39 protein-coding genes and 1 pseudogene are annotated in these 23,488 nt (G+C 41.0%); 38 read left to right on the forward strand and 2 right to left on the reverse strand.

Going from position 1 to position 23,488, the window contains the following annotated elements; all coding sequences use genetic code 11:
• Positions 1–2 precede the first annotated feature (2 nt).
• The 30 genes from rpsC (at position 3) to rpsI (ending at position 15,995) form a co-directional block, all read left to right on the forward strand.
• Entirely contained in the window at positions 3–662 is a 660-nt protein-coding gene (gene rpsC, locus CR194_RS16815) for a 30S ribosomal protein S3 (protein WP_110611216.1), read from the forward strand.
• A gap of 2 nt (positions 663–664) precedes the next feature.
• Positions 665–1,099 (forward strand): 50S ribosomal protein L16, encoded by a 435-nt coding sequence (gene rplP, locus CR194_RS16820; protein WP_110611218.1) that lies wholly within the window; start codon positions 665–667, stop codon positions 1,097–1,099.
• Complete coding sequence (rpmC, locus tag CR194_RS16825) at positions 1,089–1,292, forward strand: 50S ribosomal protein L29 (protein WP_078578514.1); 204 nt, start codon at positions 1,089–1,091, stop codon at positions 1,290–1,292. The genes rplP and rpmC overlap by 11 nt, the downstream gene beginning before the upstream one ends.
• A gap of 21 nt (positions 1,293–1,313) precedes the next feature.
• Entirely contained in the window at positions 1,314–1,577 is a 264-nt protein-coding gene (gene rpsQ / locus CR194_RS16830; protein ID WP_110611220.1) for a 30S ribosomal protein S17, read from the forward strand.
• A gap of 44 nt (positions 1,578–1,621) precedes the next feature.
• The gene (gene rplN, locus CR194_RS16835; protein WP_110611222.1) at positions 1,622–1,990 is read left to right on the forward strand and encodes a 50S ribosomal protein L14; all 369 of its coding nucleotides are present in this window, start codon (positions 1,622–1,624) and stop codon (positions 1,988–1,990) included.
• Positions 1,991–2,053: 63 nt separating this feature from the next.
• Positions 2,054–2,365 carry a 50S ribosomal protein L24 gene (gene rplX, locus CR194_RS16840; protein ID WP_110611736.1) on the forward strand — a complete coding sequence of 104 codons (312 nt, stop codon included), beginning with the start codon at positions 2,054–2,056 and terminating at the stop codon, positions 2,363–2,365.
• 29 nt (positions 2,366–2,394) lie between these two features.
• Positions 2,395–2,934, forward strand: coding sequence for a 50S ribosomal protein L5 (gene rplE, locus CR194_RS16845; protein WP_110611224.1), 540 nt, complete (start codon positions 2,395–2,397; stop codon positions 2,932–2,934).
• Between the two features lie 30 nt (positions 2,935–2,964).
• Positions 2,965–3,150, forward strand: a complete 186-nt coding sequence (locus CR194_RS16850; RefSeq protein WP_110611226.1) for a type Z 30S ribosomal protein S14 — start codon at positions 2,965–2,967, stop codon at positions 3,148–3,150.
• Positions 3,151–3,179: 29 nt separating this feature from the next.
• Entirely contained in the window at positions 3,180–3,578 is a 399-nt protein-coding gene (rpsH, locus tag CR194_RS16855) for a 30S ribosomal protein S8 (protein ID WP_110611228.1), read from the forward strand.
• A 30-nt stretch (positions 3,579–3,608) separates the two neighbouring features.
• Positions 3,609–4,145: a 50S ribosomal protein L6 gene (gene rplF, locus CR194_RS16860; protein WP_110611230.1), complete on the forward strand. Its 537-nt coding sequence runs from the start codon at positions 3,609–3,611 to the stop codon at positions 4,143–4,145.
• A 34-nt stretch (positions 4,146–4,179) separates the two neighbouring features.
• Positions 4,180–4,542 carry a 50S ribosomal protein L18 gene (gene rplR, locus CR194_RS16865; protein ID WP_110611232.1) on the forward strand — a complete coding sequence of 121 codons (363 nt, stop codon included), beginning with the start codon at positions 4,180–4,182 and terminating at the stop codon, positions 4,540–4,542.
• Positions 4,543–4,568: 26 nt separating this feature from the next.
• Entirely contained in the window at positions 4,569–5,066 is a 498-nt protein-coding gene (rpsE, locus tag CR194_RS16870) for a 30S ribosomal protein S5 (RefSeq protein ID WP_110611234.1), read from the forward strand.
• Between the two features lie 13 nt (positions 5,067–5,079).
• The gene (gene rpmD / locus CR194_RS16875; RefSeq protein ID WP_110611236.1) at positions 5,080–5,268 is read left to right on the forward strand and encodes a 50S ribosomal protein L30; all 189 of its coding nucleotides are present in this window, start codon (positions 5,080–5,082) and stop codon (positions 5,266–5,268) included.
• A gap of 27 nt (positions 5,269–5,295) precedes the next feature.
• Complete coding sequence (rplO, locus tag CR194_RS16880) at positions 5,296–5,736, forward strand: 50S ribosomal protein L15 (protein WP_110611238.1); 441 nt, start codon at positions 5,296–5,298, stop codon at positions 5,734–5,736.
• A complete protein-coding gene (gene secY / locus CR194_RS16885) occupies positions 5,736–7,028 on the forward strand; it encodes a preprotein translocase subunit SecY (RefSeq protein WP_110611240.1) in 1,293 nt (430 codons plus the stop codon). Before rplO ends, secY begins: the two co-directional genes overlap by 1 nt.
• Before the next feature lie 57 nt (positions 7,029–7,085).
• Positions 7,086–7,739, forward strand: a complete 654-nt coding sequence (locus CR194_RS16890; RefSeq protein WP_110611242.1) for an adenylate kinase — start codon at positions 7,086–7,088, stop codon at positions 7,737–7,739.
• Entirely contained in the window at positions 7,736–8,485 is a 750-nt protein-coding gene (map, locus tag CR194_RS16895; protein ID WP_110611244.1) for a type I methionyl aminopeptidase, read from the forward strand. Before CR194_RS16890 ends, map begins: the two co-directional genes overlap by 4 nt.
• Positions 8,486–8,506: 21 nt before the next feature.
• Positions 8,507–8,809 (forward strand): KOW domain-containing RNA-binding protein, encoded by a 303-nt coding sequence (locus CR194_RS16900; RefSeq protein WP_110611246.1) that lies wholly within the window; start codon positions 8,507–8,509, stop codon positions 8,807–8,809.
• Positions 8,810–8,813: 4 nt separating this feature from the next.
• A complete protein-coding gene (infA, locus tag CR194_RS16905) occupies positions 8,814–9,032 on the forward strand; it encodes a translation initiation factor IF-1 (RefSeq protein WP_071307888.1) in 219 nt (72 codons plus the stop codon).
• Positions 9,033–9,079: 47 nt separating this feature from the next.
• Positions 9,080–9,193, forward strand: coding sequence for a 50S ribosomal protein L36 (gene rpmJ, locus CR194_RS16910; protein ID WP_003322638.1), 114 nt, complete (start codon positions 9,080–9,082; stop codon positions 9,191–9,193).
• A 20-nt stretch (positions 9,194–9,213) separates the two neighbouring features.
• Positions 9,214–9,579: a 30S ribosomal protein S13 gene (gene rpsM, locus CR194_RS16915; protein WP_110611248.1), complete on the forward strand. Its 366-nt coding sequence runs from the start codon at positions 9,214–9,216 to the stop codon at positions 9,577–9,579.
• A 23-nt stretch (positions 9,580–9,602) separates the two neighbouring features.
• A complete protein-coding gene (rpsK, locus tag CR194_RS16920; protein ID WP_110611250.1) occupies positions 9,603–9,995 on the forward strand; it encodes a 30S ribosomal protein S11 in 393 nt (130 codons plus the stop codon).
• Positions 9,996–10,171: 176 nt separating this feature from the next.
• On the forward strand, positions 10,172–11,116 hold the full coding sequence (locus tag CR194_RS16925; protein ID WP_110611252.1) for a DNA-directed RNA polymerase subunit alpha: 945 nt from the start codon (positions 10,172–10,174) through the stop codon (positions 11,114–11,116).
• Positions 11,117–11,190: 74 nt separating this feature from the next.
• Positions 11,191–11,553 carry a 50S ribosomal protein L17 gene (gene rplQ, locus CR194_RS16930; RefSeq protein ID WP_110611254.1) on the forward strand — a complete coding sequence of 121 codons (363 nt, stop codon included), beginning with the start codon at positions 11,191–11,193 and terminating at the stop codon, positions 11,551–11,553.
• A gap of 158 nt (positions 11,554–11,711) precedes the next feature.
• Complete coding sequence (locus CR194_RS16935) at positions 11,712–12,551, forward strand: energy-coupling factor transporter ATPase (RefSeq protein WP_110611256.1); 840 nt, start codon at positions 11,712–11,714, stop codon at positions 12,549–12,551.
• On the forward strand, positions 12,527–13,408 hold the full coding sequence (locus tag CR194_RS16940; RefSeq protein WP_110611258.1) for an energy-coupling factor transporter ATPase: 882 nt from the start codon (positions 12,527–12,529) through the stop codon (positions 13,406–13,408). The genes CR194_RS16935 and CR194_RS16940 overlap by 25 nt, the downstream gene beginning before the upstream one ends.
• Positions 13,401–14,201 carry an energy-coupling factor transporter transmembrane component T family protein gene (locus CR194_RS16945; RefSeq protein WP_110611738.1) on the forward strand — a complete coding sequence of 267 codons (801 nt, stop codon included), beginning with the start codon at positions 13,401–13,403 and terminating at the stop codon, positions 14,199–14,201. The genes CR194_RS16940 and CR194_RS16945 overlap by 8 nt, the downstream gene beginning before the upstream one ends.
• Before the next feature lie 18 nt (positions 14,202–14,219).
• The gene (gene truA, locus CR194_RS16950) at positions 14,220–14,996 is read left to right on the forward strand and encodes a tRNA pseudouridine(38-40) synthase TruA (RefSeq protein WP_110611260.1); all 777 of its coding nucleotides are present in this window, start codon (positions 14,220–14,222) and stop codon (positions 14,994–14,996) included.
• A gap of 148 nt (positions 14,997–15,144) precedes the next feature.
• The gene (gene rplM / locus CR194_RS16955; RefSeq protein ID WP_110611262.1) at positions 15,145–15,582 is read left to right on the forward strand and encodes a 50S ribosomal protein L13; all 438 of its coding nucleotides are present in this window, start codon (positions 15,145–15,147) and stop codon (positions 15,580–15,582) included.
• 20 nt (positions 15,583–15,602) lie between these two features.
• Entirely contained in the window at positions 15,603–15,995 is a 393-nt protein-coding gene (gene rpsI, locus CR194_RS16960) for a 30S ribosomal protein S9 (RefSeq protein WP_110611264.1), read from the forward strand.
• A gap of 103 nt (positions 15,996–16,098) precedes the next feature.
• Here the strand turns inward: rpsI and CR194_RS16965 are convergent, their stop codons facing one another.
• Both CR194_RS16965 and CR194_RS16970 read right to left on the reverse strand, forming a co-directional pair.
• The gene (locus tag CR194_RS16965) at positions 16,099–16,986 is read right to left on the reverse strand and encodes a YheC/YheD family protein (RefSeq protein ID WP_110611266.1); all 888 of its coding nucleotides are present in this window, start codon (positions 16,984–16,986) and stop codon (positions 16,099–16,101) included.
• An 80-nt stretch (positions 16,987–17,066) separates the two neighbouring features.
• A complete protein-coding gene (locus tag CR194_RS16970) occupies positions 17,067–17,432 on the reverse strand; it encodes an SET domain-containing protein (protein WP_199228197.1) in 366 nt (121 codons plus the stop codon).
• 148 nt (positions 17,433–17,580) lie between these two features.
• Here CR194_RS16970 and CR194_RS16975 point away from each other — a divergent pair, with 148 nt between their 5' ends.
• The 8 genes and pseudogenes from CR194_RS16975 (at position 17,581) to CR194_RS17005 (ending at position 23,415) form a co-directional block, all read left to right on the forward strand.
• The gene (locus CR194_RS16975) at positions 17,581–17,814 is read left to right on the forward strand and encodes a hypothetical protein (RefSeq protein WP_110611268.1); all 234 of its coding nucleotides are present in this window, start codon (positions 17,581–17,583) and stop codon (positions 17,812–17,814) included.
• A gap of 73 nt (positions 17,815–17,887) precedes the next feature.
• Complete coding sequence (locus CR194_RS20330; RefSeq protein ID WP_158282300.1) at positions 17,888–18,031, forward strand: hypothetical protein; 144 nt, start codon at positions 17,888–17,890, stop codon at positions 18,029–18,031.
• A gap of 334 nt (positions 18,032–18,365) precedes the next feature.
• On the forward strand, positions 18,366–18,785 hold the full coding sequence (locus tag CR194_RS16980) for a pyridoxamine 5'-phosphate oxidase family protein (protein WP_110611270.1): 420 nt from the start codon (positions 18,366–18,368) through the stop codon (positions 18,783–18,785).
• Between the two features lie 325 nt (positions 18,786–19,110).
• The gene (locus CR194_RS16985) at positions 19,111–19,899 is read left to right on the forward strand and encodes an ABC transporter ATP-binding protein (protein WP_110611272.1); all 789 of its coding nucleotides are present in this window, start codon (positions 19,111–19,113) and stop codon (positions 19,897–19,899) included.
• 95 nt (positions 19,900–19,994) lie between these two features.
• Positions 19,995–20,135: pseudogene (locus CR194_RS20905) on the forward strand (family 4 glycosyl hydrolase); the annotation flags it as partial.
• A gap of 187 nt (positions 20,136–20,322) precedes the next feature.
• Positions 20,323–20,523 carry a hypothetical protein gene (locus tag CR194_RS16995; RefSeq protein WP_110611274.1) on the forward strand — a complete coding sequence of 67 codons (201 nt, stop codon included), beginning with the start codon at positions 20,323–20,325 and terminating at the stop codon, positions 20,521–20,523.
• A 201-nt stretch (positions 20,524–20,724) separates the two neighbouring features.
• Positions 20,725–21,510, forward strand: coding sequence for an SDR family oxidoreductase (locus CR194_RS17000; protein ID WP_110611276.1), 786 nt, complete (start codon positions 20,725–20,727; stop codon positions 21,508–21,510).
• A 483-nt stretch (positions 21,511–21,993) separates the two neighbouring features.
• Positions 21,994–23,415: an LVIVD repeat-containing protein gene (locus CR194_RS17005; RefSeq protein ID WP_110611277.1), complete on the forward strand. Its 1,422-nt coding sequence runs from the start codon at positions 21,994–21,996 to the stop codon at positions 23,413–23,415.
• Positions 23,416–23,488: the final 73 nt, after the last annotated feature.

The following is a 23,488-nucleotide window of genomic DNA, read 5'->3' on the forward strand; positions in this document are numbered from 1 at the left end:
GTGTGGGTCAAAAAATAAATCCTAATGGACTTCGTGTCGGCGTTATTAAAGGCTGGGAGTCAAAATGGTACGCTGATAAAGAGTATGCTGACCTACTTCACGAAGACATCCAAATTCGTGAATACTTGGAGAAGCGCTTAAACGAAGCTTCAGTCTCCACAATCGAAATCGAACGCGCAGCTAATCGCGTGAACGTAACGATTTACACTGCTAAGCCAGGTATGGTTATCGGTAAGGGTGGATCTGAAGTAGAAGCACTACGTAAAGCTCTAAATCAATTAACTGGCAAGCGAGTTCACATCAACATCAATGAAATCAAGAGACCAGATCTTGATGCTAAGCTTGTTGCTGAGAATATTGCTCGTCAATTAGAAAACCGTATTTCATTCCGTCGTGCGATGAAACAAACTATCCAACGTACGATGCGTTCTGGCGCGCTAGGGATCAAAACGCAAGTTTCTGGTCGTCTTGGCGGTGCTGACATTGCTCGTTCTGAATCATATAGCGAAGGAACTGTTCCACTACACACATTAAGAGCTGATATCGATTATGGTACTGCAGAAGCAGATACTACTTATGGTAAGCTCGGTGTGAAGGCGTGGATCTACAAAGGTGAAGTCCTTCCAACGAAAGGAACGAATGAAGAGGAAGGAGGAAATTAATCATGCTAATGCCTAAACGTGTTAAATTCCGTCGTGAACACCGTGGTAAGATGCGCGGTCGTGCGAAGGGCGGAACAGAAGTATCATTCGGTGAATATGGTTTACAAGCTCTTGAAGCTTCATGGATCACAAACCGTCAAATAGAATCTGCACGTATTGCCATGACACGTTACATGAAGCGTGGAGGTAAAGTATGGATTAAAATTTTCCCAGATAAGCCGTATACAGCAAAGCCTTTAGAAGTTCGAATGGGTTCCGGTAAAGGGGCACCTGAAGGATGGGTGGCAGTTGTTAAGCCAGGGAAGATTTTATTTGAAATAGCAGGAGTATCTGAAGAAGTAGCTCGCGAAGCTCTACGTCTCGCGTCTCATAAGCTACCGATTCAAACGAAATTTGTAAAACGTGAAGAAGTGGGTGGTGACGCAAATGAAAGCTAATGAGATTCGAAACCTTACCACTGCAGAAATCGAACAAAAATCGAAGTCATTGAAAGAAGAACTTTTCAACCTTCGCTTTCAACTTGCGACTGGACAGCTAGACAATCCAGCCCGCATTCGTGAAGTAAAAAAAGCTATTGCTCGTGCTAAAACAGTTTTACGTGAAAGAGAACTCGGAATCACGAACGAATAGTCCTGAGAGGAGGTTTGCACAGTGGAAGATCGTAATAACCGCAAAAGCTATGTAGGTCGCGTAACATCTGATAAGATGGACAAAACTATCACAGTTGTTATCGAAACGTATAGAATGCACTCGCTCTATGGAAAGCGTGTAAAATATTCTAAAAAGCTTAAAGCACACGATGAAAATAACTCAGCTAAAATTGGTGACGTTGTTCGGATTATGGAAACTCGTCCATTATCTAAAGATAAGCGTTTCCGTCTTGTAGACATTGTTGAGGAAGCAGTCATCGTTTAACTTCAAGTATATGTTTGCTTACCTGAAGGGAGGTAAAGAAGTCTATGATTCAGCAAGAAAGCCGTTTAAAAGTAGCCGATAACTCTGGAGCACGTGAAGTGCTTTGTATTAAAGTTCTTGGAGGTTCCGGACGTAAAGTTGCAAACATTGGAGACGTAATCGTCTGTTCTGTAAAGCAAGCAACACCCGGTGGCGTTGTCAAGAAAGGTGAAGTCGTTCGCGCTGTCATCGTTCGCACAAAGAGTGGTGCTCGTCGTCAAGACGGATCCTACATTAAATTTGACGAAAACGCAGCGGTGATTATCCGTGACGATAAGGGACCACGAGGAACACGTATCTTCGGACCGGTTGCACGTGAACTACGTGAAAACCAATTTATGAAGATTGTTTCTTTAGCTCCTGAAGTACTTTAATGAATAATAAAAATAACAGAAATATACGTCTTAAGAGGAGGTGCCCTCATGTCTCAACCGAAATTGCATGTCAAACAAGGAGATAACGTTAAAATTATCTCTGGCAAAGACAAAGGCAAGGAAGGTAAAATCCTTGAAGCATACCCGAGTAATTCCCGTGTGCTTGTGGAAGGCGTAAACATGGTAAAAAAACATGCGAAACCATCCCAATCGAATCCACAAGGTGGAATTCTTAATCAAGAAGCTCCAATTCACGTTTCAAACGTGATGCCTATTGATCCTAAAACGGGTGAACCAACACGCGTTGGCTATAAAGAAGAAAATGGTAAGAAAGTCCGTATTGCGAAAAAATCTGGCGAATCTTTAGATAAGTAATAGCCAGTGGCTGAAAGGAGGTTAACTCAATGAGTCGTTTAAAGGAAAAGTTTAACCAGGAGATCACTCCTGCTCTAACTGAAAAATTTAATTACACTTCTGTTATGGAAGTACCACGTGTTGAGAAAATTGTTGTCAACATGGGTGTAGGTGATGCAGTTCAAAACTCTAAAGTTCTTGATAAAGCTGTGGAGGAACTCACACTTATTACTGGTCAAAAACCATTGATTACAAAAGCGAAGAAATCCATTGCTGGATTCAAACTTCGTGAAGGTATGCCAATCGGTGCGAAAGTAACATTACGCGGTGAGCGTATGTACGATTTCCTAGATAAGCTAATTGCTGTTTCTTTACCACGTGTTCGTGACTTCAGAGGTGTTTCTAAGAAAGCATTCGACGGTCGAGGAAACTACACTATGGGTGTTAAAGAGCAATTAATTTTCCCTGAAATCGAGTATGACAATGTAGACAAAGTCCGCGGTATGGATATCGTAGTTGTTACATCTGCTAACACAGACGAAGAAGCCCGTGAACTTCTCACTCAAATGGGTATGCCGTTTCAAAAATAACAAGTTTGCCAAAAGAGAGGAGTGAAGACCTTGGCGAAAAAATCGATGATCGCAAAACAGAAGCGCACGAAAAAGTTTAATGTACAAGAGTACACTCGCTGCGAACGTTGTGGACGCCCTCACAGTGTTATTCGTAAGTTCAAACTTTGCCGTATCTGCTTCCGAGAACTTGCACATAAAGGTCAAATTCCGGGCGTTAGAAAAGCTAGCTGGTAATTCCGTTTATAAGGAAGGAGGTAAATACGATGACCATGACAGATCCTATTGCTGATATGCTTACGCGTATTCGTAATGCAAATACAGTGCGACACACAAGTTTGGAGCTTCCAGCTTCAAATCTTAAAAAAGAAGTGGCCGATATCTTAAAGCGTGAAGGTTTTATTCGCGATTATGAATATATTAAGGATAGTAAACAAGGTATCCTTCGTATTTTCCTTAAGTACGGTGCTAACAACGAAAAAGTTATCACTGGACTTAAGAAAATAAGTAAACCAGGTCTACGCGTTTATGTGAAGTCAGATGAACTTCCACGTGTACTTGGTGGATTAGGAATCGCAATTATTTCTGCTTCAACAGGAGTAGTTACAGATAAAGAAGCTCGTCAACAACAAGTAGGCGGAGAAGTACTCGCTTACGTTTGGTAATAAACACGTAAGAGAATGGAGGTGTAAGGCATGTCTCGAGTTGGTTTGAAACCAGTTGAGATTCCTTCTGGAGTAGAAGTGAAAATCGACAATACCACAGTTACAGTTAAAGGACCAAAAGGTGAACTTCAGCGTGAAATTCACCATGAAATGATTGTTAAACAAGAAGACAACACAATCACTGTTGGACGTCCTTCTGATCATAAAGAACACCGTGCTCTTCACGGGACTACTCGCAGCATTATCAACAATATGGTTGAAGGTGTTACGAAAGGTTTTGAAAAGAAGCTTGAGCTTGTAGGTGTTGGTTACAGAGCGCAAAAGACAGGAAATAAACTTGTCTTAAACGTAGGTCTGTCCCACCCAGTTGAGTTTGTTCAAGAAGACGGATTGGAAATTGAAGTACCAGCAAATACGCAAATTACCATTAAAGGTATTGATAAAGAACGCGTAGGAGCACTTGCTTCAAATATTCGTGCGACTAGAAGACCAGAACCTTACAAAGGTAAAGGTGTTCGTTATGAAGGCGAATATGTACGACGTAAGGAAGGTAAGACAGGGAAATAAACCCTAATAACGGGATAGAAAGGAATGACGTTCGATGATCACGAAGACTGACAAGAACGCGGTACGTAAGAAAAGACACGCCCACGTTCGTCGTTCGATCACAGGAACTGCTGAACGTCCTCGCTTGAATGTTTTCCGTTCTACTAAGCACATGTATGCACAGCTTATTGATGATGTAGCAGGAGTTACTCTAGCGAGTGCTTCAAGCTTAGATAAAGAACTAAACGTAACTAATGGCGGGAACAAAGAAGCAGCGCGTCAAGTTGGCGAACTTGTGGCAAAGCGAGCCCTTGAAAAGGGACATGAATCCGTAGTGTTTGATCGTGGCGGTTACCTCTACCACGGTCGTGTACAAGAACTAGCAGATGCTGCTCGCGAAGCAGGTCTGAAGTTTTAATCAAGGCTATAAAGGAGGGAAATTCATTGCGTATCGATTCAAGCAAGTTAGAAATAGAAGAAAGAGTCGTAACGGTTAACCGAGTAGCGAAGGTTGTTAAAGGTGGACGTCGTTTCCGCTTTGCAGCACTCGTTGTTGTTGGAGATAAAAACGGACACGTTGGTTTTGGTATGGGTAAAGCACTTGAAGTACCAGAAGCGATTCGTAAGGCTATTGAAGCAGGTAAGAAAAACATGATTCGCGTACCAGTCCAAGGAACAACTATTCCTCACCAGATCACTGGAGAATTCGGCGCTGGAAGTGTACTTCTAAAGCCGGCATCTGAAGGTACTGGAGTTATCGCAGGCGGACCTGTTCGTGCGGTATTAGAATTAGCTGGAGTAGGTGACATCCTTTCTAAATCCTTAGGATCAAACAACCCAATTAACATGGTACGTGCGACTATCCAAGGACTTGAAAGCTTAAAGAGTCCAGAAGATGTTGCGAAACTACGCGGCAAATCTGTAGAAGAGTTGCTAGGTTAAGGAGGGATTTGTCATGGCAAAAAAACTAGAAATCACCCTCACACGAAGCCTGATCGGACGTCCGGAAGATCAGCGCGTGACTGTGAAGACTTTAGGTCTTCGTAAAGTCAATCACACTGTCGTTCAAGAAGATAACGATGCAATGCGCGGAATGGTAAACAAAGTTTCCCATCTCGTCAGTGTGAAAGAAGTAGAAGCGTAATTGATAAACAGTTGAGGAGGTGTCAATATGGAACTTCACGAATTAAAGCCTTCAGTTGGATCACGTAAAGAGCGCAAGCGTAAAGGCCGTGGTATCGGTACTGGTAATGGTAAAACAGCTGGTAAAGGTCACAAAGGTCAAAACGCTCGTTCTGGTGGTGGGGTACGCCCTGGATTCGAAGGTGGACAAATGCCGATATTCCGTCGTTTGCCAAAACGTGGATTTAAGAATCCAAACCGTACTGAATACGCCATCGTGAATCTTGACACGCTAAATCGTTTTGAAGATGGTACAGATGTTACTCCTGTACTTCTTGTTGAAACAGGCGTCGTCAAAAGCGAAAAAGGCGGAATTAAGATTTTAGGAAATGGTTCACTTGAGCGTAAGCTTACAGTGAGAGCTCATAAATTCTCAGGATCAGCGAAGGAAGCGATTGAGGCTGCCGGCGGAACGACTGAGGTGATTTAATGTTTCAGACGATCTCCAATATTTTTCGTGTTGGTGATTTAAGAAGAAAGATTTTTTTCACCCTGGCGATGCTTATCGTCTTTCGTATTGGTGCTCACATTCCTGCTCCTGGTGTGAATGCTGACATTTTAGATTTTGGTGGAGAAATGAACGCCTTTGGTTTTTTAAATACTTTTGGTGGGGGAGCACTTGAGAATTTCTCCATTTTTGCAACAGGAATCATGCCGTACATCACTGCTTCCATTATCGTACAACTGTTACGTATGGATGTAGTCCCTAAGTTTGCCGAATGGTCTAAGCAGGGTGAGGCAGGTCGTAAAAAGCTAGCGCAAGTAACTAGATACGGTACGATTGGGATCGCATTTATTCAAGCTTTAGGAATGTCTATTGGTTTCAATAACATCTTCCAAGGGCTTGTACCTGATCCAAGTATTTCGACCTATTTATTAATTGCCCTAACCTTAACAGCAGGAACTGCATTCTTATTATGGTTAGGTGAGCAAATCACAGCAAATGGTGTCGGGAACGGGATCTCGATCATGATCTTTGCCGGGATTGCTGCTGGGATTCCGAATGGAGTTAATCAAATTTATGTAACTCAATTCGAAGACGCAGGAGATGCCTTGTTTATTAACATCGTTACCGTATTGTTACTACTCTTGGCACTTTTAGCGATCGTCGTTGGAGTGATTTTTGTACAGCAGGCCTTAAGAAAAATTCCTGTTCAATACGCCAAGCGATTGGTTGCTGGGAAGCCGCAGGGAGGTCAATCGACCCACCTGCCGTTAAAGGTGAACTCAGCCGGGGTAATTCCAGTTATCTTTGCAATGTCTCTGTTTATCTTCCCGCCGACAGTGGCTGGATTCTTCGGAGATGAAAGTACGATAGCTGGTTGGATTACACGTAACTTCGATTATACACAGCCTTTTGGACTTGTTGCATATGCAGCATTGATTATCGGTTTTACGTACTTCTATACATTTGTTCAGGTGAATCCCGAACAAATGGCAGACAATCTAAAAAAACAGGGTGGCTATATTCCTGGCATCCGGCCCGGTAAGACAACTCAAGTCTATATTACTCGGATCCTTTATCGTTTGACATTTGTCGGAGCATTGTTCCTGGCAACAGTATCAACTTTACCTGTCTTCTTTACAGAAATCGCAGGCCTTCCACCAGCAGTACAAATTGGTGGTACAGGGTTATTGATCGTTGTTGGTGTGGCTCTTGACACGATGAAACAAATTGAAAGTCAACTAATTAAACGATCATACAAAGGTTTTATAAAATAGAGGGAGGTTTTCTCCCTTTGCCTTTGGTCGATGATTAGAACGATGGAGGGAAAGAAGATGAATTTAATCTTAATGGGACTTCCAGGTGCAGGAAAAGGTACACAAGCAGAAAAAATCGTTGATAAATACGGTGTGCCACACATTTCTACAGGAGATATGTTCCGTGCTGCTATCAAAAATGGTACTGAACTTGGTCTTAAAGCTAAGGCGTTCATGGATGAGGGCAACCTTGTTCCAGATGAAGTCACTGTAGGTATCGTGAAAGATCGTTTAAGTCAAAGTGACTGTGAAGACGGATTTTTGCTTGATGGATTTCCACGTACTGTTGCCCAAGCATCAGCACTAGAAGATATGCTGCAAACATTAGATCGTCAACTTGATCATGTTTTATATATTAAAGTGCCTAAAGAGGATCTTCATAAACGTCTCACTGGTCGTTGGATCTGTCCTACATGCGGAGCTACCTATCATGAGATTTATAATCCTCCAAAGGTACAAGGTAAATGTGACAAAGACGGAAGTGATTTGATTCAACGGGAAGATGACAAGCCTGAAACGGTCGAAAAGCGTCTAGAAGTGAACTTAGGTCAAACTAAACCACTTGTTGATTTCTACAGTGAAAAGGGCTACCTTCGAAATATCGATGGTCAAAGAGACATCCAAGACGTTTTTGAAGATGTTGATCAGCTTCTGAAAGGAAGCCATCAATGATTATTTGCAAGACACAGCGAGAGCTGGATATCATGAGTCAAGCAGGGAATATCGTTGCACTGACTCACCGAGAACTTCAAAAACACATCAAGCCTGGCATCACGACGAAAGAATTAGACGAGATCGCAGATTCATTTATTCGATCATATGATGCGATTCCATCTTTTAAAGGATATAATGGATTTACTGGAAGTATCTGCGCTTCAGTGAATGATCAATTGGTACACGGAATTCCGGGTGACCGCACATTGAAAGATGGCGATATTATCAGTATTGATATTGGCGCTGACTATCAAGGATATCACGGAGATTCAGCATGGACGTATCCAGTGGGGACGATCGATGAAAAGACTAGCAAACTCCTTGAAGTCACTGAAGAGTCACTATATAAAGGACTTGCTGAAGCTAAGCCTGGTGAAAGGCTCTCTAATATTTCGCATGCGATTCAAAAGCATGTAGAAGCACATGGTTTTTCCATTGTGAGAGAATATGTAGGTCACGGGGTTGGTCAAAGTCTTCATGAGGATCCACAAATTCCCCATTTCGGCCCACCTGGTAAAGGTCCGCGGTTGAAAGAAGGAATGGTCTTAGCCATCGAGCCGATGGTAAACGCTGGAAGCCGACATGTACGGACATTGAAAGATAATTGGACCGTCGTGACGACTGATGGAGAAATGTGTGCCCATTTCGAACACACGATTGCTATTGTTGACACAGGATATGAAATTTTGACAAAAGCCCAATGAACTTATGAAGGTGGTCATTAAATGAACGATCCTGAATCGATTCCGCAAGTTGGAGAACTTGTGCGAATTCTTAATGGTCGGGACAAAGATCAGTTTGCTTTTATTATTGAGGTGTTAGATGAACGTTTCGTTCGGATTGCTGATGGGGATAAAAGAAAAGTAGACCGTGCGAAAAAGAAGAATCTGCATCACGTTGAGCGAATGAACATTCTTGCTCCCGAAGTTAAGCATAGCATTGTTGAAACGGGCCGTGTTACCAATGCTAAATTGCGGTTTGCAATTTCAACATATATTGATGATAATTTACTGAAGGAAGGAGAGTAAATTCATGGCCAAAGAAGATGTAATTGAAGTAGAAGGAACGGTCATTGAGCCGCTTCCCAATGCGATGTTCCGCGTAGAGTTGGAAAACGGGCATAAGATCTTGGCCCACGTCTCTGGAAAAATCCGTATGCACTTCATTCGTATTTTACCTGGAGATAAGGTTACTGTAGAATTATCTCCGTATGACCTAACTCGTGGACGTATCACGTATCGTTTTAAATAAACTGGCAAGGTATACTAGTCACTCCGCATTATAAGGAGGTAGAAAGCATGAAGGTAAGACCATCAGTGAAACCAATTTGCGAGAAATGCAAAGTTATTCGCCGAAAAGGTACCGTCATGGTAATTTGCGAAAACCCTAAACACAAACAAAAGCAAGGCTAAACACACAGGAGGTGTAAAACATGGCACGTATTGCTGGTGTCGACATTCCTCGTGATAAGCGAGTTGTCGTGTCTCTCACGTACGTTTTCGGAATTGGTCATTCAAGAGCTAGCCAAGTTCTGAAAGAAGCAGGTGTTTCTGAAAGCACTCGCGTTCGTGATTTAACTGAAGATGAATTAACTAAAATCCGTGAAGTTGTAGACGGAATCAAAGTAGAAGGGGATCTTCGTCGTGAAGTATCTCTAAATATCAAGCGTCTGATTGAAATCGGATCTTACCGTGGTATTCGTCATCGTCGTGGACTACCTGTTCGCGGTCAAAAGACGAAAAACAATGCACGTACTCGTAAAGGTCCACGTCGGACTGTAGCAAACAAGAAAAAGTAAAGTAAAGGAGGTCATGTTCAATTATGGCTAAACCAAAAACGACTCGTTCAAAGCGTCGTCAACGTAAAAATATTGAGTCCGGAATTGCGCACATTCGTTCCACTTTCAACAATACGATTGTAACGATCACAGACACTCAAGGAAATGCCATTTCATGGGCAAGTGCTGGAGCTTTAGGTTTCAAAGGTTCTCGTAAGTCTACGCCATTCGCAGCGCAGACTGCAGCAGAAACTGCAGCAAAAGCGTCAATGGAGCACGGAATGAAAACTGTAGAAGTTTCAGTTAAAGGCCCTGGAGCTGGACGTGAAGCTGCTATTCGTTCACTACAAGCTGCTGGCTTAGAAGTGAACATGATTAAAGACGTCACACCGGTTCCGCATAACGGTTGCCGCCCACCAAAACGTCGTAGAGTATAGTCGCATCAAAGGTATGAATATTCATACCTATGTCAATAATGGTTTAATAGCCTATGTCCAGATGGACACTTAAATTATTGACGTAAACGTGACAGGTCGAGGTGTGCCCAATGAGGGATTCCGGTTGTGCCTAATCCACAACCGGGGTTTCGACGTTTTGAAGGAGGGTTTGTTTAATGATCGAGATAGAAAAGCCGAAAATTGAAGCTGTCGAAATGAGCGATGATGCAACGTATGGAAAATTTGTCGTAGAGCCTCTTGAACGCGGATATGGAACGACGTTGGGAAATTCCCTCCGCAGAATCCTACTCTCGTCTCTACCTGGTTCTGCTGTAACTAGCGTCCAGTTTAACGGAGTGCTTCACGAATTTTCTACGATTGAAGGTGTGGTTGAAGATGTAACAACCATCATACTCAATCTAAAAAAACTTGCATTGAAGATTTACTCAGATGATGAGAAAACTTTGGAAATTGATGCACAAGGAGAAGGAGTTGTCACTGCAGCTGATTTGATGCATGACAGCGATGTGGAGGTTTTAAACCCGGATCTTCATATTGCCACCCTATCTAAGGGAGCTCAGTTCCAAATGAAAGTGTCGGCAAATCGTGGAAGAGGATATGTACCTGCTGAAGGAAACAACTCTGACGATTTACCAATCGGGGTTATTCCGGTAGATTCCATGTACACACCCGTGACTCGTGTTAACTTCCAAGTGGAGAATACTCGTGTCGGTCAAATTACCAACTTTGATAAATTGACGCTAGATGTGTGGACAGACGGAAGCATTCGACCGGAAGAAGCTGTATCACTTGGAGCTAAGATTCTTACCGAGCATTTAAATATCTTCGTCGGATTGACCGATCAAGCACAACATGCTGAGATCATGGTTGAAAAAGAAGAGGACCAGAAAGAAAAAGTCCTTGAAATGACGATCGAAGAGTTAGACTTGTCTGTTCGTTCTTACAATTGCTTGAAGCGTGCAGGAATTAATACAGTTCAAGAGCTAACACAAAAGTCAGAAGAAGACATGATGAAAGTTCGTAACCTTGGACGTAAGTCTTTAGAAGAGGTTCAAGAAAAACTTGAAGAACTAAGTCTTGGTCTTCGAGACGAAGAATAAAAATCTACCATCTACGATTTGCTTAGTCAAATCGAGCCTGTAGAGAAATTTTCACCTGAGAAGGAGGGACTATCATGGCATACAGAAAATTAGGTCGCGACAGCAGTGCCCGTAAAGCATTATTCCGTGACTTAGCCACTGATTTAATCATCAACGAACGAATCGAAACTACTGAGCCAAAAGCTAAAGAGCTTCGTTCAATCGTTGAAAAAATGATCACTTTAGGTAAACGTGGGGACTTGCATGCTCGTCGTCAAGTTGCAGCTTTCGTTCGTAATGAAATTGCAGACGAAGAAACTGGACAAGATGCAATCCAGAAACTTTTTGATGATGTAGCAAAGCGCTACGACGACCGTCAAGGCGGTTACACTCGAGTTCTTAAGCTAGGACCTCGCCGTGGAGACGGTGCAGAAATGGCTATCATTGAGCTTGTGTAAGCTCATTGACTCTCTATAAAGGGCGAGACACCGGGTCTGGCAACAGATTCTGGTGCTGTGCCCTTTTTTTGTACCATTTTATAAGAAGTGCTTTAGAAACCATTGGCAGCTTTTATTATTAGGATCATCCTTATCTTTTAAGAAATGGGGCATTATGAATGACAAATGAACTTTCCGTTGAACATCTTCATTTCCGTTATCATGAACAGGCGCCCTACGTGTTAAAAGATATCTGGTTAACGGTTCCGACAGGAGAGTGGTTGACCATCCTTGGACATAACGGCTCGGGGAAGTCCACGTTAGCTAAGTTTTTTAATGCTCTTCTCGTCCCTACTGAAGGGGGCGTGATCTCATGTGGCATGGACACGAAGGATGAACATCAGTGGACGAATATTCGACGACAAGTGGCAATGGTATTTCAAAACCCTGATAATCAAATTGTTGCCCCAACCGTTGAAGATGATGTAGCCTTCGGGCTGGAAAATGCAGGAATCCCTTATGATGAAATGAGGGAGAGGGTCTATAGCAGTATTGAACGACTAGGTTTGAAAGGTCTTGAAACACAAGAACCACACAGCTTATCAGGTGGTCAAAAGCAGCGTGTCGCGCTGGCAGGAGCACTTGCTCTAAAGCCTCGAATCATAGTTTTAGATGAAGCGACCTCCATGCTTGATCCAACAGGAAAAAAAGAAGTGTTAGCAATGGTTCAAAAGTTAAAAGAGGAAGAGAACATAACAATTATTTCTATCACTCACGATGTTTCAGAGGCAATGATAGCCGATCGGATTGTTGTGTTAAATGAAGGTCAACTCGTTCTTGAAGGAACTCCTCGTGAAATTTTAAAGGACGATGAGACGTTAAAGAAATCAAGCCTTAGTGCGCCATTTTCTGTTCAGGTTGCTAACGAGCTCAGAAAGCATCACGTGGCTATAGCTGATGATGTCTTTTCTGAGGAGGAGTTGATCAATGCACTATGCACATACAAGCAAACCAATTAACCTACACTTATATGAAGGGAACTCCTTTTGAAAAAAATGCTCTTACAAAGGTGGACTTATCCCTCTCCAGCGGACAGTTCACATCTATCATTGGGCATACAGGTTCTGGTAAATCAACACTCGTTCAGCACCTGAATGGATTACTCAAGCCGACGGAAGGTACTATAACCATTGGTGATTGGATCATACGTCCTGAAACGAAACAAAAGAATTTATACTCGTTAAGAGAGCATGTAGGAATGGTTTTTCAATTCCCTGAGCACCAATTGTTTAACGAAACGATTTTACAAGACGTTGCATACGGTCCGATAAACTTCGGCAAAACAAAGCAGGAAGCAGAGGACATAGCGAAAGAATGTCTCCATAAAGTCGGCATTCCTGAAACACTTTATGATCAGTCGCCATTTGATATTAGTGGTGGCCAAATGAGACGTGTTGCCATTGCTGGGGTGTTGGCATTAGATCCGACGTTGCTGATCCTAGATGAACCTACCGCCGGTCTTGATCCTCATGGACAGGAAACGATCATGCACTTGTTCTATGAGTGGTTCCAAGAAACAGATGAGCGATCGATCGTTCTAGTGACACATCAGATGGAAGATGCGGCTCGTTATTCTGATCAGATATTAGTCATGGACCGGGGCCAAGTCGTCGATCAAGGAAGTCCGGAACACATCTTCTCTAAAGGAACAGAGCTGAGAAAACTAGGTCTATCTGTTCCCCAGTCCGTTCAACTTCTTCAAGCTGTTCGCTCGGAGTGTGGAGGAGACATGGAAATCGATGCTTTTACGTTAGAGGAGACGGTGAATCGACTGCTCGTCTATTTAAAGAAAAGGGGCGTGAATGATCATGTTTGATAACGTGATTATTGGTCAATACGTTCCTCGGGATTCTGTCATTCATAAGATGGATCCTCGGGCGAAGTTACTAGTCCTCTTGATCTTTATTGTATTTTTGTTTACAAGTCGTCACCCTGTAGTGCTAGCTTTTGCGGTGGTGCTGACCGGCACAGCCTTTTTACTTTCGAAAATACCTGTTCGCTATTTCATAAAAGGGATGAGATTTATTGCAATCCTTATATTTTTTACATTCCTACTCCACCTTTTTATGACGCGTGAAGGAACGATTGTGGTTGAATGGTCTTGGCTAACGATTTATTCAGGGGGCCTTATTGAAGGAAGTTTCATTGCTCTTAGGTTATTCTTACTCATTTTGATGGCCTCGTTATTGACGTTAACGACCACACCGATTGATTTAACAGATGGAATGGAAATGCTCATGAAACCCCTCAAGATCGTTCGCGTGCCAACACATGAACTGGCTTTGATGATGTCGATCGCATTAAGGTTCATTCCAACTCTATTAGGTGAAACGTCCAAAATTGTTAAAGCTCAAATGGCACGAGGAGCAAATTTCTCTAAAGGTTCGTTATGGACACGGTTAAAATCGCTTATCCCCATTCTTATCCCTCTCTTTGTTCAATCATTTAAAAGAGCAGAGGATTTAGCTATCGCCATGGAAGCGAGAGGCTACGGTGGGGGAGAAGGTAGGACAAAATTCAGGCTGTTATCTTGGAGGAAAATGGACTCGCTAGCAGTAGGACTGTTCATTGTTTTTGCTATGTTAACAGTGGTCTTTCGATTTGTTTAATGAAAAAGGAGACGGCTTATGAAGAGAGTATTAGCGACATTATCATATGACGGCGCCCAATTTCATGGCTATCAGCGGCAGCTGAGAGATCGTTCTGTGCAGGGAGAAGTAGAGCGTGCATTGGCGAAAATCCATAAAGCGAATTCTTGGCCTTCTACGTCGTCTGGCAGGACGGATGCAGGTGTGCATGGCATTTCTCAACCGGTTCATTTTGACACGACCTTAGCAATCCCTGAAGACAGATGGGCTAAGGCGCTTAACAGCCTCCTCCCTGATGATATTCATGTCCACTCGTGTCACTATGTCCCTGAATCCTTCCACGCCCGTTATGATACCGTAGGGAAAGAATATGTGTACCGTTTAAGTACATCGTCTGAACGAGATGTTTTTACAAGAAACTATGTTTATCATTTGCCGAAAAAACTAGACCAGACTAAAATGCAGCAGGCCGCAGAGTACTTGATCGGGACGAATAACTACACAAGTTTTTCGTCCCCGAAAACGGATGTAGTAGATAAAGTGAGGACAATCTATACGATTGATATTCAACAAGATGGGGATGAATGGACGTTTCGATTTATCGGAAGTGGCTTTTTGTACCAAATGGTGCGTGTCTTAACAGGTACATTGATTGAAACAGGGCTAGGAGAACGTAATCCTGATGACATGGTGGCGATTATGCAAGGAAAAAACAGGGCACTTGCTGGTAAAACGGCACCTGCTTGTGGATTATATTTATCTCAAGTCTTTTATGAAGCCAAAAAATTAGACGACTATCTAAAAAAATTTCAATGACAACGAATCCTAGTGTATTTATTGTTGACATTGACACTCAGATATTATAAGATGGTCTATGGTATTCTTATGCCCACTAGCCCCGGGTACGGAATCGATCATTGAAACGTAGGAAATTTTTTGGATAGTTTGATTAGGAGGGAAACACATGCGTACGACATATATGGCAAAGCCAAGTGAAATTGAACGTAAATGGTTCGTGATCGACGCAGAAGGTAAAACACTAGGTCGTCTTTCGACTGAAGTAGCGAGCCTTCTTCGCGGAAAGCATAAACCGACTTTTACACCACACCTTGATACAGGTGACCATGTTATCATCATCAATGCAGAAAAAATCCACTTAACAGGAAATAAGTTAGCGGATAAGATGTATCACCGTCACAGCCGTTACCCAGGGTCATTGAAATCAATGTCTGCTGGTGAAATGCGTGACCGAAAGCCAGTAAAATTACTTGAGCTTTCAATCAAAGGAATGCTACCTAAAGGTCCTTTAGGCAGCCAAATGTACCGAAAGCTTAATGTGTATGCTGGTAATGAGCATCCACACGAAGCACAAAAGCCAGAAGCTTACGAACTACGCGGTTAATTTAGAAGGAGGGAATTTTCTTGGCACAAGTTCAATATTACGGAACAGGTCGTCGTAAGAACTCCGTTGCACGTGTACGTCTATTACCAGGAGACGGCAAAATCGTGATTAACGACAGAGATATCAACGACTACTTTGACCTTGAAACATTAAAAGTTATTGTAAAGCAACCACTTACTGAAACACAAACTGAAGGCACATACGATGTACGTGTTAAAGTAGAAGGTGGAGGATATACAGGTCAAGCAGGCGCAATCCGTCATGGTGTTGCCCGCGCGCTTCTTGAAGCAGACCCAGAATTCCGCCCATCACTTAAGAAAGCAGGCTACTTGACTCGTGACGCTCGTATGAAAGAGCGTAAGAAATACGGTCTTAAAGCTGCTCGTCGTGCACCACAATTCTCAAAGCGTTAATTATATCAATACTTCAAAGGCTCTCAACCAATTTTGGTTGGGGGTCTTTTTTGTACTGAAAATAGGATGAGCTAAAATATTATTGGAGAGCCCTAAGCGAGCTTCACTTGCTTGATTTAAATGGCCAAAGGCGTCTGCAGATTTTTTTAAAATTAGGAATGAATTTTCCGACAGGATCTTTATTAATTTTAGATTTAACTTTATATGCAGGGGGTAGGTCATATTCCTCTGTGCTTTCTTTCCTTCGTTCCTCGTATCTTTCAGGTGAAGTTCTAAAGTTTACAATGTTTTGATAAGATGACTGGTCATGCATTATTTCAAACATTTTTATGGAAGGTCGGTAATTCGCTTCTATAATCCATAATTGACCATCTTCATCTATTCCCACATCCAATCCTATTTCAGTTCTTTTAGGATAATATTTTTGGAGGTGTCTCGTAGTTTCAAGAGCTAAGCTATTAAGTTTTTCATTTAGTTCAGTTATATTGACGCTATTTTTTATAACGGATTTATTAATTGCTTCTTCGATGGTCAACACTTTAACGCTGGCGTTAGTAACAAAGTATCCTGTAAAACTTAATTTGGCTGCTTTCCCTGTTACGAACCAATCATCAGAACCTCTCTTCCGTTGCAACATCACTCTCAAATCAAAGGGAGCTCTGTCTATAGTGGCTAGAGAAATGTACTGCTGAATGACCCGTTTCTTATTATTTATCTGGTTAATGTAGTTTATGGTAGGTACTTGTCCAGAAATATGATTTATTTTTCTGCCGTAGTGAATTCTATAATTGTCATTTGATAGGTCGCTTACTTTCATTATTTTATATCCCAGCCTGCCGAAATTAGGTTTTATTACAACGTTTTTATGTCTTGTTAGCATAGACCATAACCTGTCTTCTTTAAAAATTTTGGTTTCTGGAAGATAGTCAGCAAGCAAAGCGTTTTGTTTCATTAGTTTATATTTGGACCATTTGGATACTGAAACTTTCATAACTAACCTCCTTTCTTAAAAATAATCAAATCATAAACAGCTTTTTTCCTGCTTCTTACGTCCTAATCCACTTTCATCTTTTATTCCACCACTTCAAACGGAACTGGTAACTTCCTGTCCGGCTTTCCTTTGTAATTTATTGTCACCTCTTCTCCCGGTGCTATATTACGTAGGGCACGAAAGTGAATACATGTGTCTTCTCTTTTCAATATAAATTCTGCATTCGGTTTATATGAATGGTTAAATAGCGAACCGTACCCTAAAGCGACAGCTCCTTCTCTCCCCCATTGGAAGAAGTAATCAACCATAACAGTAACCATAATGGCACGCAAGTCACTTTTAGGGATGATAATAACAGGTGCCTTTTCAATAATGTCCCCTTTTCTATATGGTTTCAGAGTAAAAACACCGCGGCCTTTTCCAGGGCTCTGTTTAACCTCTAACACTCTCAATCCCCTCCCTTTTCTTAAAATCAACATATTCAAAAACATGGCATATGAAACGTCAATTACCTATTTATACTGATAGTCCAAACGTTTATTAAATTTGACTAATATAAATAAATTAACTTTAAAGAAAAGGAGGTAATTAAACATGGGAATTAGAGCAAATGGCTGCGACTGTGCGGCATGGGACGAAATCCTTGAGATCGATGACCAATATAATGTGACTACTGAAGCAGGTACTGCAGATGCTATAAATAACGCATTTTACAGAGGGACCAATGGGAACTTTCTAATATTTGACCCAACTGGAAAAGGCTTAGGTTTAATTTATTTTTGCTGTACTAAAATAACTTCTATTCAAGAAGCACCGGGGCCAAATTAATAAAAATGAAAAAAGCTGCAGCAAAACTCGAATAATAAATGGCCCTCATCGCTGGTGAGAGTCCACTCCAAGCTTGGCAGTAAGAACTGTTATGAAGGGCAAGAGTGTCTATCGTGAGGTAGAATCTCATGAAGTTCAAAAACACGAAAAGCCTAATATGGCGATGTTTGTAGACTCTTATGAAGTCGGGTATAACTTCAGTAATCAAAGAGCGTAAGAAATAAGTTATTAAAGCTGCATGTCGCACACTGAAGTTCTCTAAGCATTAATATCCCTTTATCCTTTATACAAAGGGTTCAGCCCTCTTTGCTCTTATGGAGCAGGGAGGGCTTTTTTGTGGTTTCGTTACATTTGCATACCCCTAGTTAAATTTTCATGTACTGCTGGAACATTTCGGTTGTTTTTTCCTTCGCTTCATCAGTCACGTGAGTGTGAATATCTATCGTGGTTTTAATATTTTATTCAGAAATGCGCTGCATCGAACTAGTGTTTAAAGAAATTCTTATAAAGGAATACTATGAATATCTTTAAAAGAGAAGGGATGTTCAATCATGAATCAACAGGAAATTAAAAATAAAGCAATAGAAGTTTTAGATGGCAATAAAATTGGGACACTGGCTACAGTGAAAGATAATAAGCCTCACTCCCGTTATATGACTTTTTATAACGATGATTTTACGCTATTTACCCCAACGAATAAGGAAACGCACAAGGCAGAGGAGATTGAGCAAAATCCACATGTTCATATTCTTATCGGTTACGAAGGAGAAGGATATGGAGATAAATATTTAGAGATTGAAGGAAAAGCAAAAATTCGTGATTCAGTGGATCTTAAGCAAGATATTTGGAAGGATAAATTTGAGAAATGGTTTGATGGGGTGGACGACCCTGAATTTATCGTTTTAGAAATTAAGCCAACAGCTATTCGCTTAATGAACAGTGGTGAAAAGGCGAAAACTGTAGATATATAGTAATACTTTAATATAAAAATAAAACGTGAAGTTGTAAATTCTCATGTGTAACGAAACAAATGATACCTAGTTCCACTCCCAAAGTAGGCTCGTCTGAGTCTGCTTTTTTCCGTTCCAAAATGATCATCGAACTATTTAATCTAAGTTAAAACGATTTACTTAATACGGGTAGTTACCAAAAAGTTCAACAAAGTATTTTAAACAAAGGAAAAATGTCGCTTATGTCGAATGGAGTAAGGACATCATTTTATACCGTTTTACCGTAACTCGATAAAAATTCATAATCAGAATGAATGACTTATTTTTTACTAAGAGGTGAGCACACATGACGTCAGGCCCCATTATCTCATTAAAGAACATTAATATTATTCGTAACAAAAAATCCTTGTTAAAAAACGTTTCTTGGAATATACATAAAAATCAGCACTGGGCGATTCTAGGATTGAATGGCGCAGGGAAAACGACACTTCTTAAAATTCTCACTTGTTATTTGTGGCCGACAACAGGGACCATAGATGTCCTTGGAAATCGCTATGGCAAAGTGAATATTCATGAAGTCAGAAGATCAATTGGATGGGTGAGTACTGCGCTTGATCAGCAATTACAAGATCATTCGCAAGATTCTGCTTTGGAGATCGTTCTGAGTGGGAAGTATGCGTCAATTGGCTTGTATGATGCAGTGTCAGAACAGGATAAGCAAGAAGCGATGAGATTGCTGGATAAGTTTAATATTTCACATTTAGCTCATGAACCTTTAACAATTTTTTCACAAGGGGAGAGAAAAAAAGTATTGCTGGCTAGAGCGTGGATGTCAAAATTAAAATTGCTCATTTTGGACGAACCTTGTGCGGGATTAGATATTCGTTCTCGAGAAGAATTTCTCTCCACTTTAGAAAAATTGAGTCAAGAGGAAGAAGCGCCGACAATGATATTTGTGACTCACCACGTAGAGGAAATTATTTCACCTATTAGCGATATTTTACTCTTGCGTCAAGGGGAAGTTATTGCAGCTGGAAAAAAGGAAGAGACTCTCACAGAAGAAAATCTATCAGCGACATTCGACTTGCCAATCCAAGTGCACTGGCGAAATGCTCGTCCTTGGATTAGCGTATGATTTCCTGAGGTTGAAGTTTCACCATGTGCCTCTCGGATATTGTTAAGATAGTTAAACGATGTTTTAAATGGAAAGAACCCACGTCACGTATACAGGGCGAAACCCCTCGCTTTCAAAAAGGTCTAATGGAACAGCAAGTAGCTGTGGCAAAAACTAGTGGTTGAAGCGTGGTACGAGAAGTCCTATCAAAAACTGTACCAAGCGCTCAAGTAGCCAAAGATATCCTTGACGACTAAATTGAAGTAAACAAAGATTTCTGGCCAAAGTTGCAATAGAAAATTACAGATAACTGCGGCAGTGTTGCCTAAAGAAGACAAATCATTTTTCATTACAACTATTTAGCCGCCTCTAAAACAGTGTTTAACTTAAGATAAAACAGGCAAATACCTTATGTAATAACTATTATATAAGGAGGACGCCTTTGTGAAAATCGGTATGGTAGCAGTCTTTGCGATATTGGCCGCCATTCATTTATCGATGAGAGAGTATCCCTTTGGAGGTACAACGCAGACGGTTTTAGATATTTTGATGATTGTCTTTGCGGCTATAGTTGTGGGAACCCTGATTACATCGTTGACAGCCAAGAAACAGAATGAGGCAGATCCACCGGGAGACCCAAGATAAAGTAAGAATATTAGGCTCATCGATAGAATTTTTAATATAGAGGATCAACCTAAAAGAGCTGTGATGTATACAGCTCTTTTTTGATGTAAAAAAAGAGTAGAGGTTTGAAATCGTCTTTAGTATTTGTCAAAAACGTTTAAGTGATATCACCGGTGGGAAGAAACAACTATGTCATGAGACATTCAGAAGGAGGACATAATCATGAGTAAAACTATTTTTATAACAGGTGCAGGAAGCGGTTTAGGAAAAGGAACAGCTATTGGCCTTGCCAAAAAAGGTCATAAAGTCATTGCATCTGTTGAGATTATTTCTCAAGTGACAAGTCTACGGGAAGAAGCGGAAAAAGCAGGCGTGGACCTGGAAGTTATAAAGTTAGACATCACGAATAAACGGGATCAACAATTAATTGAGGACTATGATTACGATGTCTTTGTGGCTAACGCCGCCATTGGAGAGGGTGGCCCAATCTCAGAAATCCCAGTCGACAGAGTCAGGGCGATCTATGAGACAAATGTATTTAGCACTTTAGAAAATGCACAAATTGCCGCGAAAAAATTTGTGAAAAAGAAACAAGGTAAAATTATCTTCTTAAGCTCTATTGTAGGGATTGTAGCAATGCCTTACTTAGGGGCGTATAGTTCATCAAAGCATGCCATAGAAGCTATCGCCAAAACAATGAAAGCGGAATTAGAAGAGTTTGGTGTTCAAGTGGCAACAATTAATCCAGGACCATTTGAAACAGGATTTAATGACCGAATGTTTGAAGAAAAATCGAAATGGTTTGAAAATGAAAACCACTTTACGAAAAAAGAATCGATGGAAGAAACAGAAAAAATCTTGGATGAACAATATGATCCGAAAAATATGATAGACAAAATGGTGGAAGTCATTGAGTCCGATAGGCATCATTTTCGAACAGCCTATCCTCAAGAAACAGAGGATAACATGAAAAGTTATGAACAGGAAACTTGGGAATCGAAAGTATAGTTCGATTTAATTTAAATTTGTTATATTCAAACAGCATCCTTAAATAGGGTGCTGTTTTTTATATGAAAATACAGACCTAATCTACCTTTAGGAAGCTTTGTACATTACAAAAACAACTAGTTATTTAATAAAGTGGTGTGCCCGGCATGTTAATCAACTTGGTGTGACTGTTTTTATTCCTTTTGATAGGTATTTAGAAACATATCACAGCAAGGAAATGAATCATTTTTGAGTTAAACACAGTGATTATAGTGGTAAATTCTCAATATTCTAGGGGAGATGGTTCATCTTTTATCGAGGAATATAGTGACATTATTTTTTGGGCGTTAATTCGACATAATTCTTGTTATATTTAAGTAAATAGCCTGATTAATGTTCGAAATATTTCGAAATTAAGCGAATGTTTCGTATAGCGAAACAATGGCTTGTTCTATATACTTTGGACTGTAAGGCCCCACTTATTTTTGAAGGAGGAGTTATAATTTGAAGAAAAAGAACCAAGTTTTTTTGACGTCAGTGCTTGCAGGAACACTTGTGTTAAGCTCGATTGCCCCGGCAGGATTTGCTCATGATGCATTAGATGGAAGCTCAAAAGGTGAACGCATGCCATTTGACCATGATGCTTTGGAGATGCTCGGTGATCCAGCAGAAGAGGGCTCTAAAAATCTTAAGTTTTTACACGAAGCAGGGTCTGCTCAAATTCAAGAGATGGATGGGGTTCAGAACAACACAGCTGATGTATACGCTCATAAAGGATTTGCATATCTTGGAACACATACAGCAAACGGTGCGAACGGAGGAGTGCGGATTTTCGATTTAAAGGATCCTAAAAACCCACAAGAAATTGCACAATTTGCACATGATGTTCCTCATACATGGCAAGAAAAAGTCATCGTAAAAAGTGTAAATACCCCTAATTTTAAAGGAGATCTGGCAGTAGTAAGCCTTCAGCAAACGTCACGAAATAATGCCAATCGTCCAGACAGCATCGGAGGAGCCTTACTTTACGACGTGACTGATCCTTATAATCCCGAAAGAATAGGGTTTTATGAATTAGATCGCCGGATTACCGGTACGCATGAATTATACTTAACGACTCAAGGAAATCAAGCCCTAATGCTTTTATCTAATCCTTATGCTGATTACTATACGGGTGGTGCTGAAAGAGATTTTCAGATTATTGATGTAAGTGATCCGACAAATCCGGAAAAACTATGGGAATTCGATCCACGAGAACTTGCTGAAGTTGATGAAAATTTTAACGGATATCATTGGAGCTCTCCAGATGGTAAAACAAGACCTGTGTTTAATCATAGTGTCATTACAGATAATAACGGCCAGTATGCGTATGTATCGATGTGGGATTTAGGCACAGTTATTTTCGATATTCGAGACCCTGAAAATGCGAAGTATCTTGGCAGAACAGAATTTGCCGATGATCAAAAAGGTGCTGCACACTCTGCTGCCTTAGCAAGAGGTGGAACAGTTTTGATTGAAACGCGTGAAGTGGCTAGTCCTCACGGTGCTGGTTATGAGAGTGCATACGGGTATACTCGTATTTTCGACATTAAAGACAAAACAAATCCTGTTTTATTAAGTGAATTCACAACAGATTTAACGTATGATTTTTCTACGCCAGTGAATACATTTGCGAAAACGGTACATGATCCGAAAGTACAAGGAAATACCCTTTACCTGTCCTACTACTCTGGAGGAGTTATTTCTGTAGATATAACCAATCCGAGTGAACCGGTTGAAATCGGTCGTTACACACCGGATCAAGCCGACGTTTGGGGCGTATTTGTTGATAGAAACTATGTCCTAGCTTCAGACATGGGCCAAGGATTAAAGGTCTTGTTGAAAAACAACGACAACCGTTCAAATAACAACCGTTTGAATAATTAAGTATTTGAAGAAGTAATGCATGATTAATAGACGCCCTGAAATGAAATCGGGGCGTCTATTTTTTTACAAGGTT

Source organism: Salipaludibacillus keqinensis, assembly GCF_003226325.1.
In the GTDB taxonomy this organism is placed as follows: Bacteria; Bacillota; Bacilli; order Bacillales; family Salisediminibacteriaceae; genus Salipaludibacillus; species Salipaludibacillus keqinensis.

Bases quoted from the DNA above. Each gene is read 5' to 3' on its own strand.
- truA (WP_110611260.1), top strand. From the start codon at position 14,220: ATGAAGAGAGTATTAGCGACATTATCATATGACGGCGCCCAATTTCAT.
- rplO (WP_110611238.1), top strand. From the start codon at position 5,296: ATGGAACTTCACGAATTAAAGCCTTCAGTTGGATCACGTAAAGAGCGC.
- rplF (WP_110611230.1), top strand. From the start codon at position 3,609: ATGTCTCGAGTTGGTTTGAAACCAGTTGAGATTCCTTCTGGAGTAGAA.
- infA (WP_071307888.1), top strand. From the start codon at position 8,814: ATGGCCAAAGAAGATGTAATTGAAGTAGAAGGAACGGTCATTGAGCCG.
- CR194_RS16935 (WP_110611256.1), top strand. From the start codon at position 11,712: ATGACAAATGAACTTTCCGTTGAACATCTTCATTTCCGTTATCATGAA.
- CR194_RS16985 (WP_110611272.1), top strand. From the start codon at position 19,111: ATGACGTCAGGCCCCATTATCTCATTAAAGAACATTAATATTATTCGT.
- CR194_RS16925 (WP_110611252.1), top strand. From the start codon at position 10,172: ATGATCGAGATAGAAAAGCCGAAAATTGAAGCTGTCGAAATGAGCGAT.
- CR194_RS16945 (WP_110611738.1), top strand. From the start codon at position 13,401: ATGTTTGATAACGTGATTATTGGTCAATACGTTCCTCGGGATTCTGTC.
- rplR (WP_110611232.1), top strand. From the start codon at position 4,180: ATGATCACGAAGACTGACAAGAACGCGGTACGTAAGAAAAGACACGCC.
- rpmC (WP_078578514.1), top strand. From the start codon at position 1,089: ATGAAAGCTAATGAGATTCGAAACCTTACCACTGCAGAAATCGAACAA.
- CR194_RS16975 (WP_110611268.1), top strand. From the start codon at position 17,581: ATGGGAATTAGAGCAAATGGCTGCGACTGTGCGGCATGGGACGAAATC.
- secY (WP_110611240.1), top strand. From the start codon at position 5,736: ATGTTTCAGACGATCTCCAATATTTTTCGTGTTGGTGATTTAAGAAGA.
- CR194_RS16900 (WP_110611246.1), top strand. From the start codon at position 8,507: ATGAACGATCCTGAATCGATTCCGCAAGTTGGAGAACTTGTGCGAATT.
- rpmJ (WP_003322638.1), top strand. From the start codon at position 9,080: ATGAAGGTAAGACCATCAGTGAAACCAATTTGCGAGAAATGCAAAGTT.
- rplQ (WP_110611254.1), top strand. From the start codon at position 11,191: ATGGCATACAGAAAATTAGGTCGCGACAGCAGTGCCCGTAAAGCATTA.
- rpsH (WP_110611228.1), top strand. From the start codon at position 3,180: ATGACCATGACAGATCCTATTGCTGATATGCTTACGCGTATTCGTAAT.
- CR194_RS16940 (WP_110611258.1), top strand. From the start codon at position 12,527: ATGCACATACAAGCAAACCAATTAACCTACACTTATATGAAGGGAACT.
- rpsM (WP_110611248.1), top strand. From the start codon at position 9,214: ATGGCACGTATTGCTGGTGTCGACATTCCTCGTGATAAGCGAGTTGTC.
- CR194_RS16890 (WP_110611242.1), top strand. From the start codon at position 7,086: ATGAATTTAATCTTAATGGGACTTCCAGGTGCAGGAAAAGGTACACAA.
- CR194_RS16965 (WP_110611266.1), bottom strand. From the start codon at position 16,986: ATGAAAGTTTCAGTATCCAAATGGTCCAAATATAAACTAATGAAACAA.
- rplM (WP_110611262.1), top strand. From the start codon at position 15,145: ATGCGTACGACATATATGGCAAAGCCAAGTGAAATTGAACGTAAATGG.
- map (WP_110611244.1), top strand. From the start codon at position 7,736: ATGATTATTTGCAAGACACAGCGAGAGCTGGATATCATGAGTCAAGCA.
- rplE (WP_110611224.1), top strand. From the start codon at position 2,395: ATGAGTCGTTTAAAGGAAAAGTTTAACCAGGAGATCACTCCTGCTCTA.
- rplN (WP_110611222.1), top strand. From the start codon at position 1,622: ATGATTCAGCAAGAAAGCCGTTTAAAAGTAGCCGATAACTCTGGAGCA.
- CR194_RS16980 (WP_110611270.1), top strand. From the start codon at position 18,366: ATGAATCAACAGGAAATTAAAAATAAAGCAATAGAAGTTTTAGATGGC.
- rplP (WP_110611218.1), top strand. From the start codon at position 665: ATGCTAATGCCTAAACGTGTTAAATTCCGTCGTGAACACCGTGGTAAG.
- rpsK (WP_110611250.1), top strand. From the start codon at position 9,603: ATGGCTAAACCAAAAACGACTCGTTCAAAGCGTCGTCAACGTAAAAAT.
- CR194_RS17000 (WP_110611276.1), top strand. From the start codon at position 20,725: ATGAGTAAAACTATTTTTATAACAGGTGCAGGAAGCGGTTTAGGAAAA.
- rpmD (WP_110611236.1), top strand. From the start codon at position 5,080: ATGGCAAAAAAACTAGAAATCACCCTCACACGAAGCCTGATCGGACGT.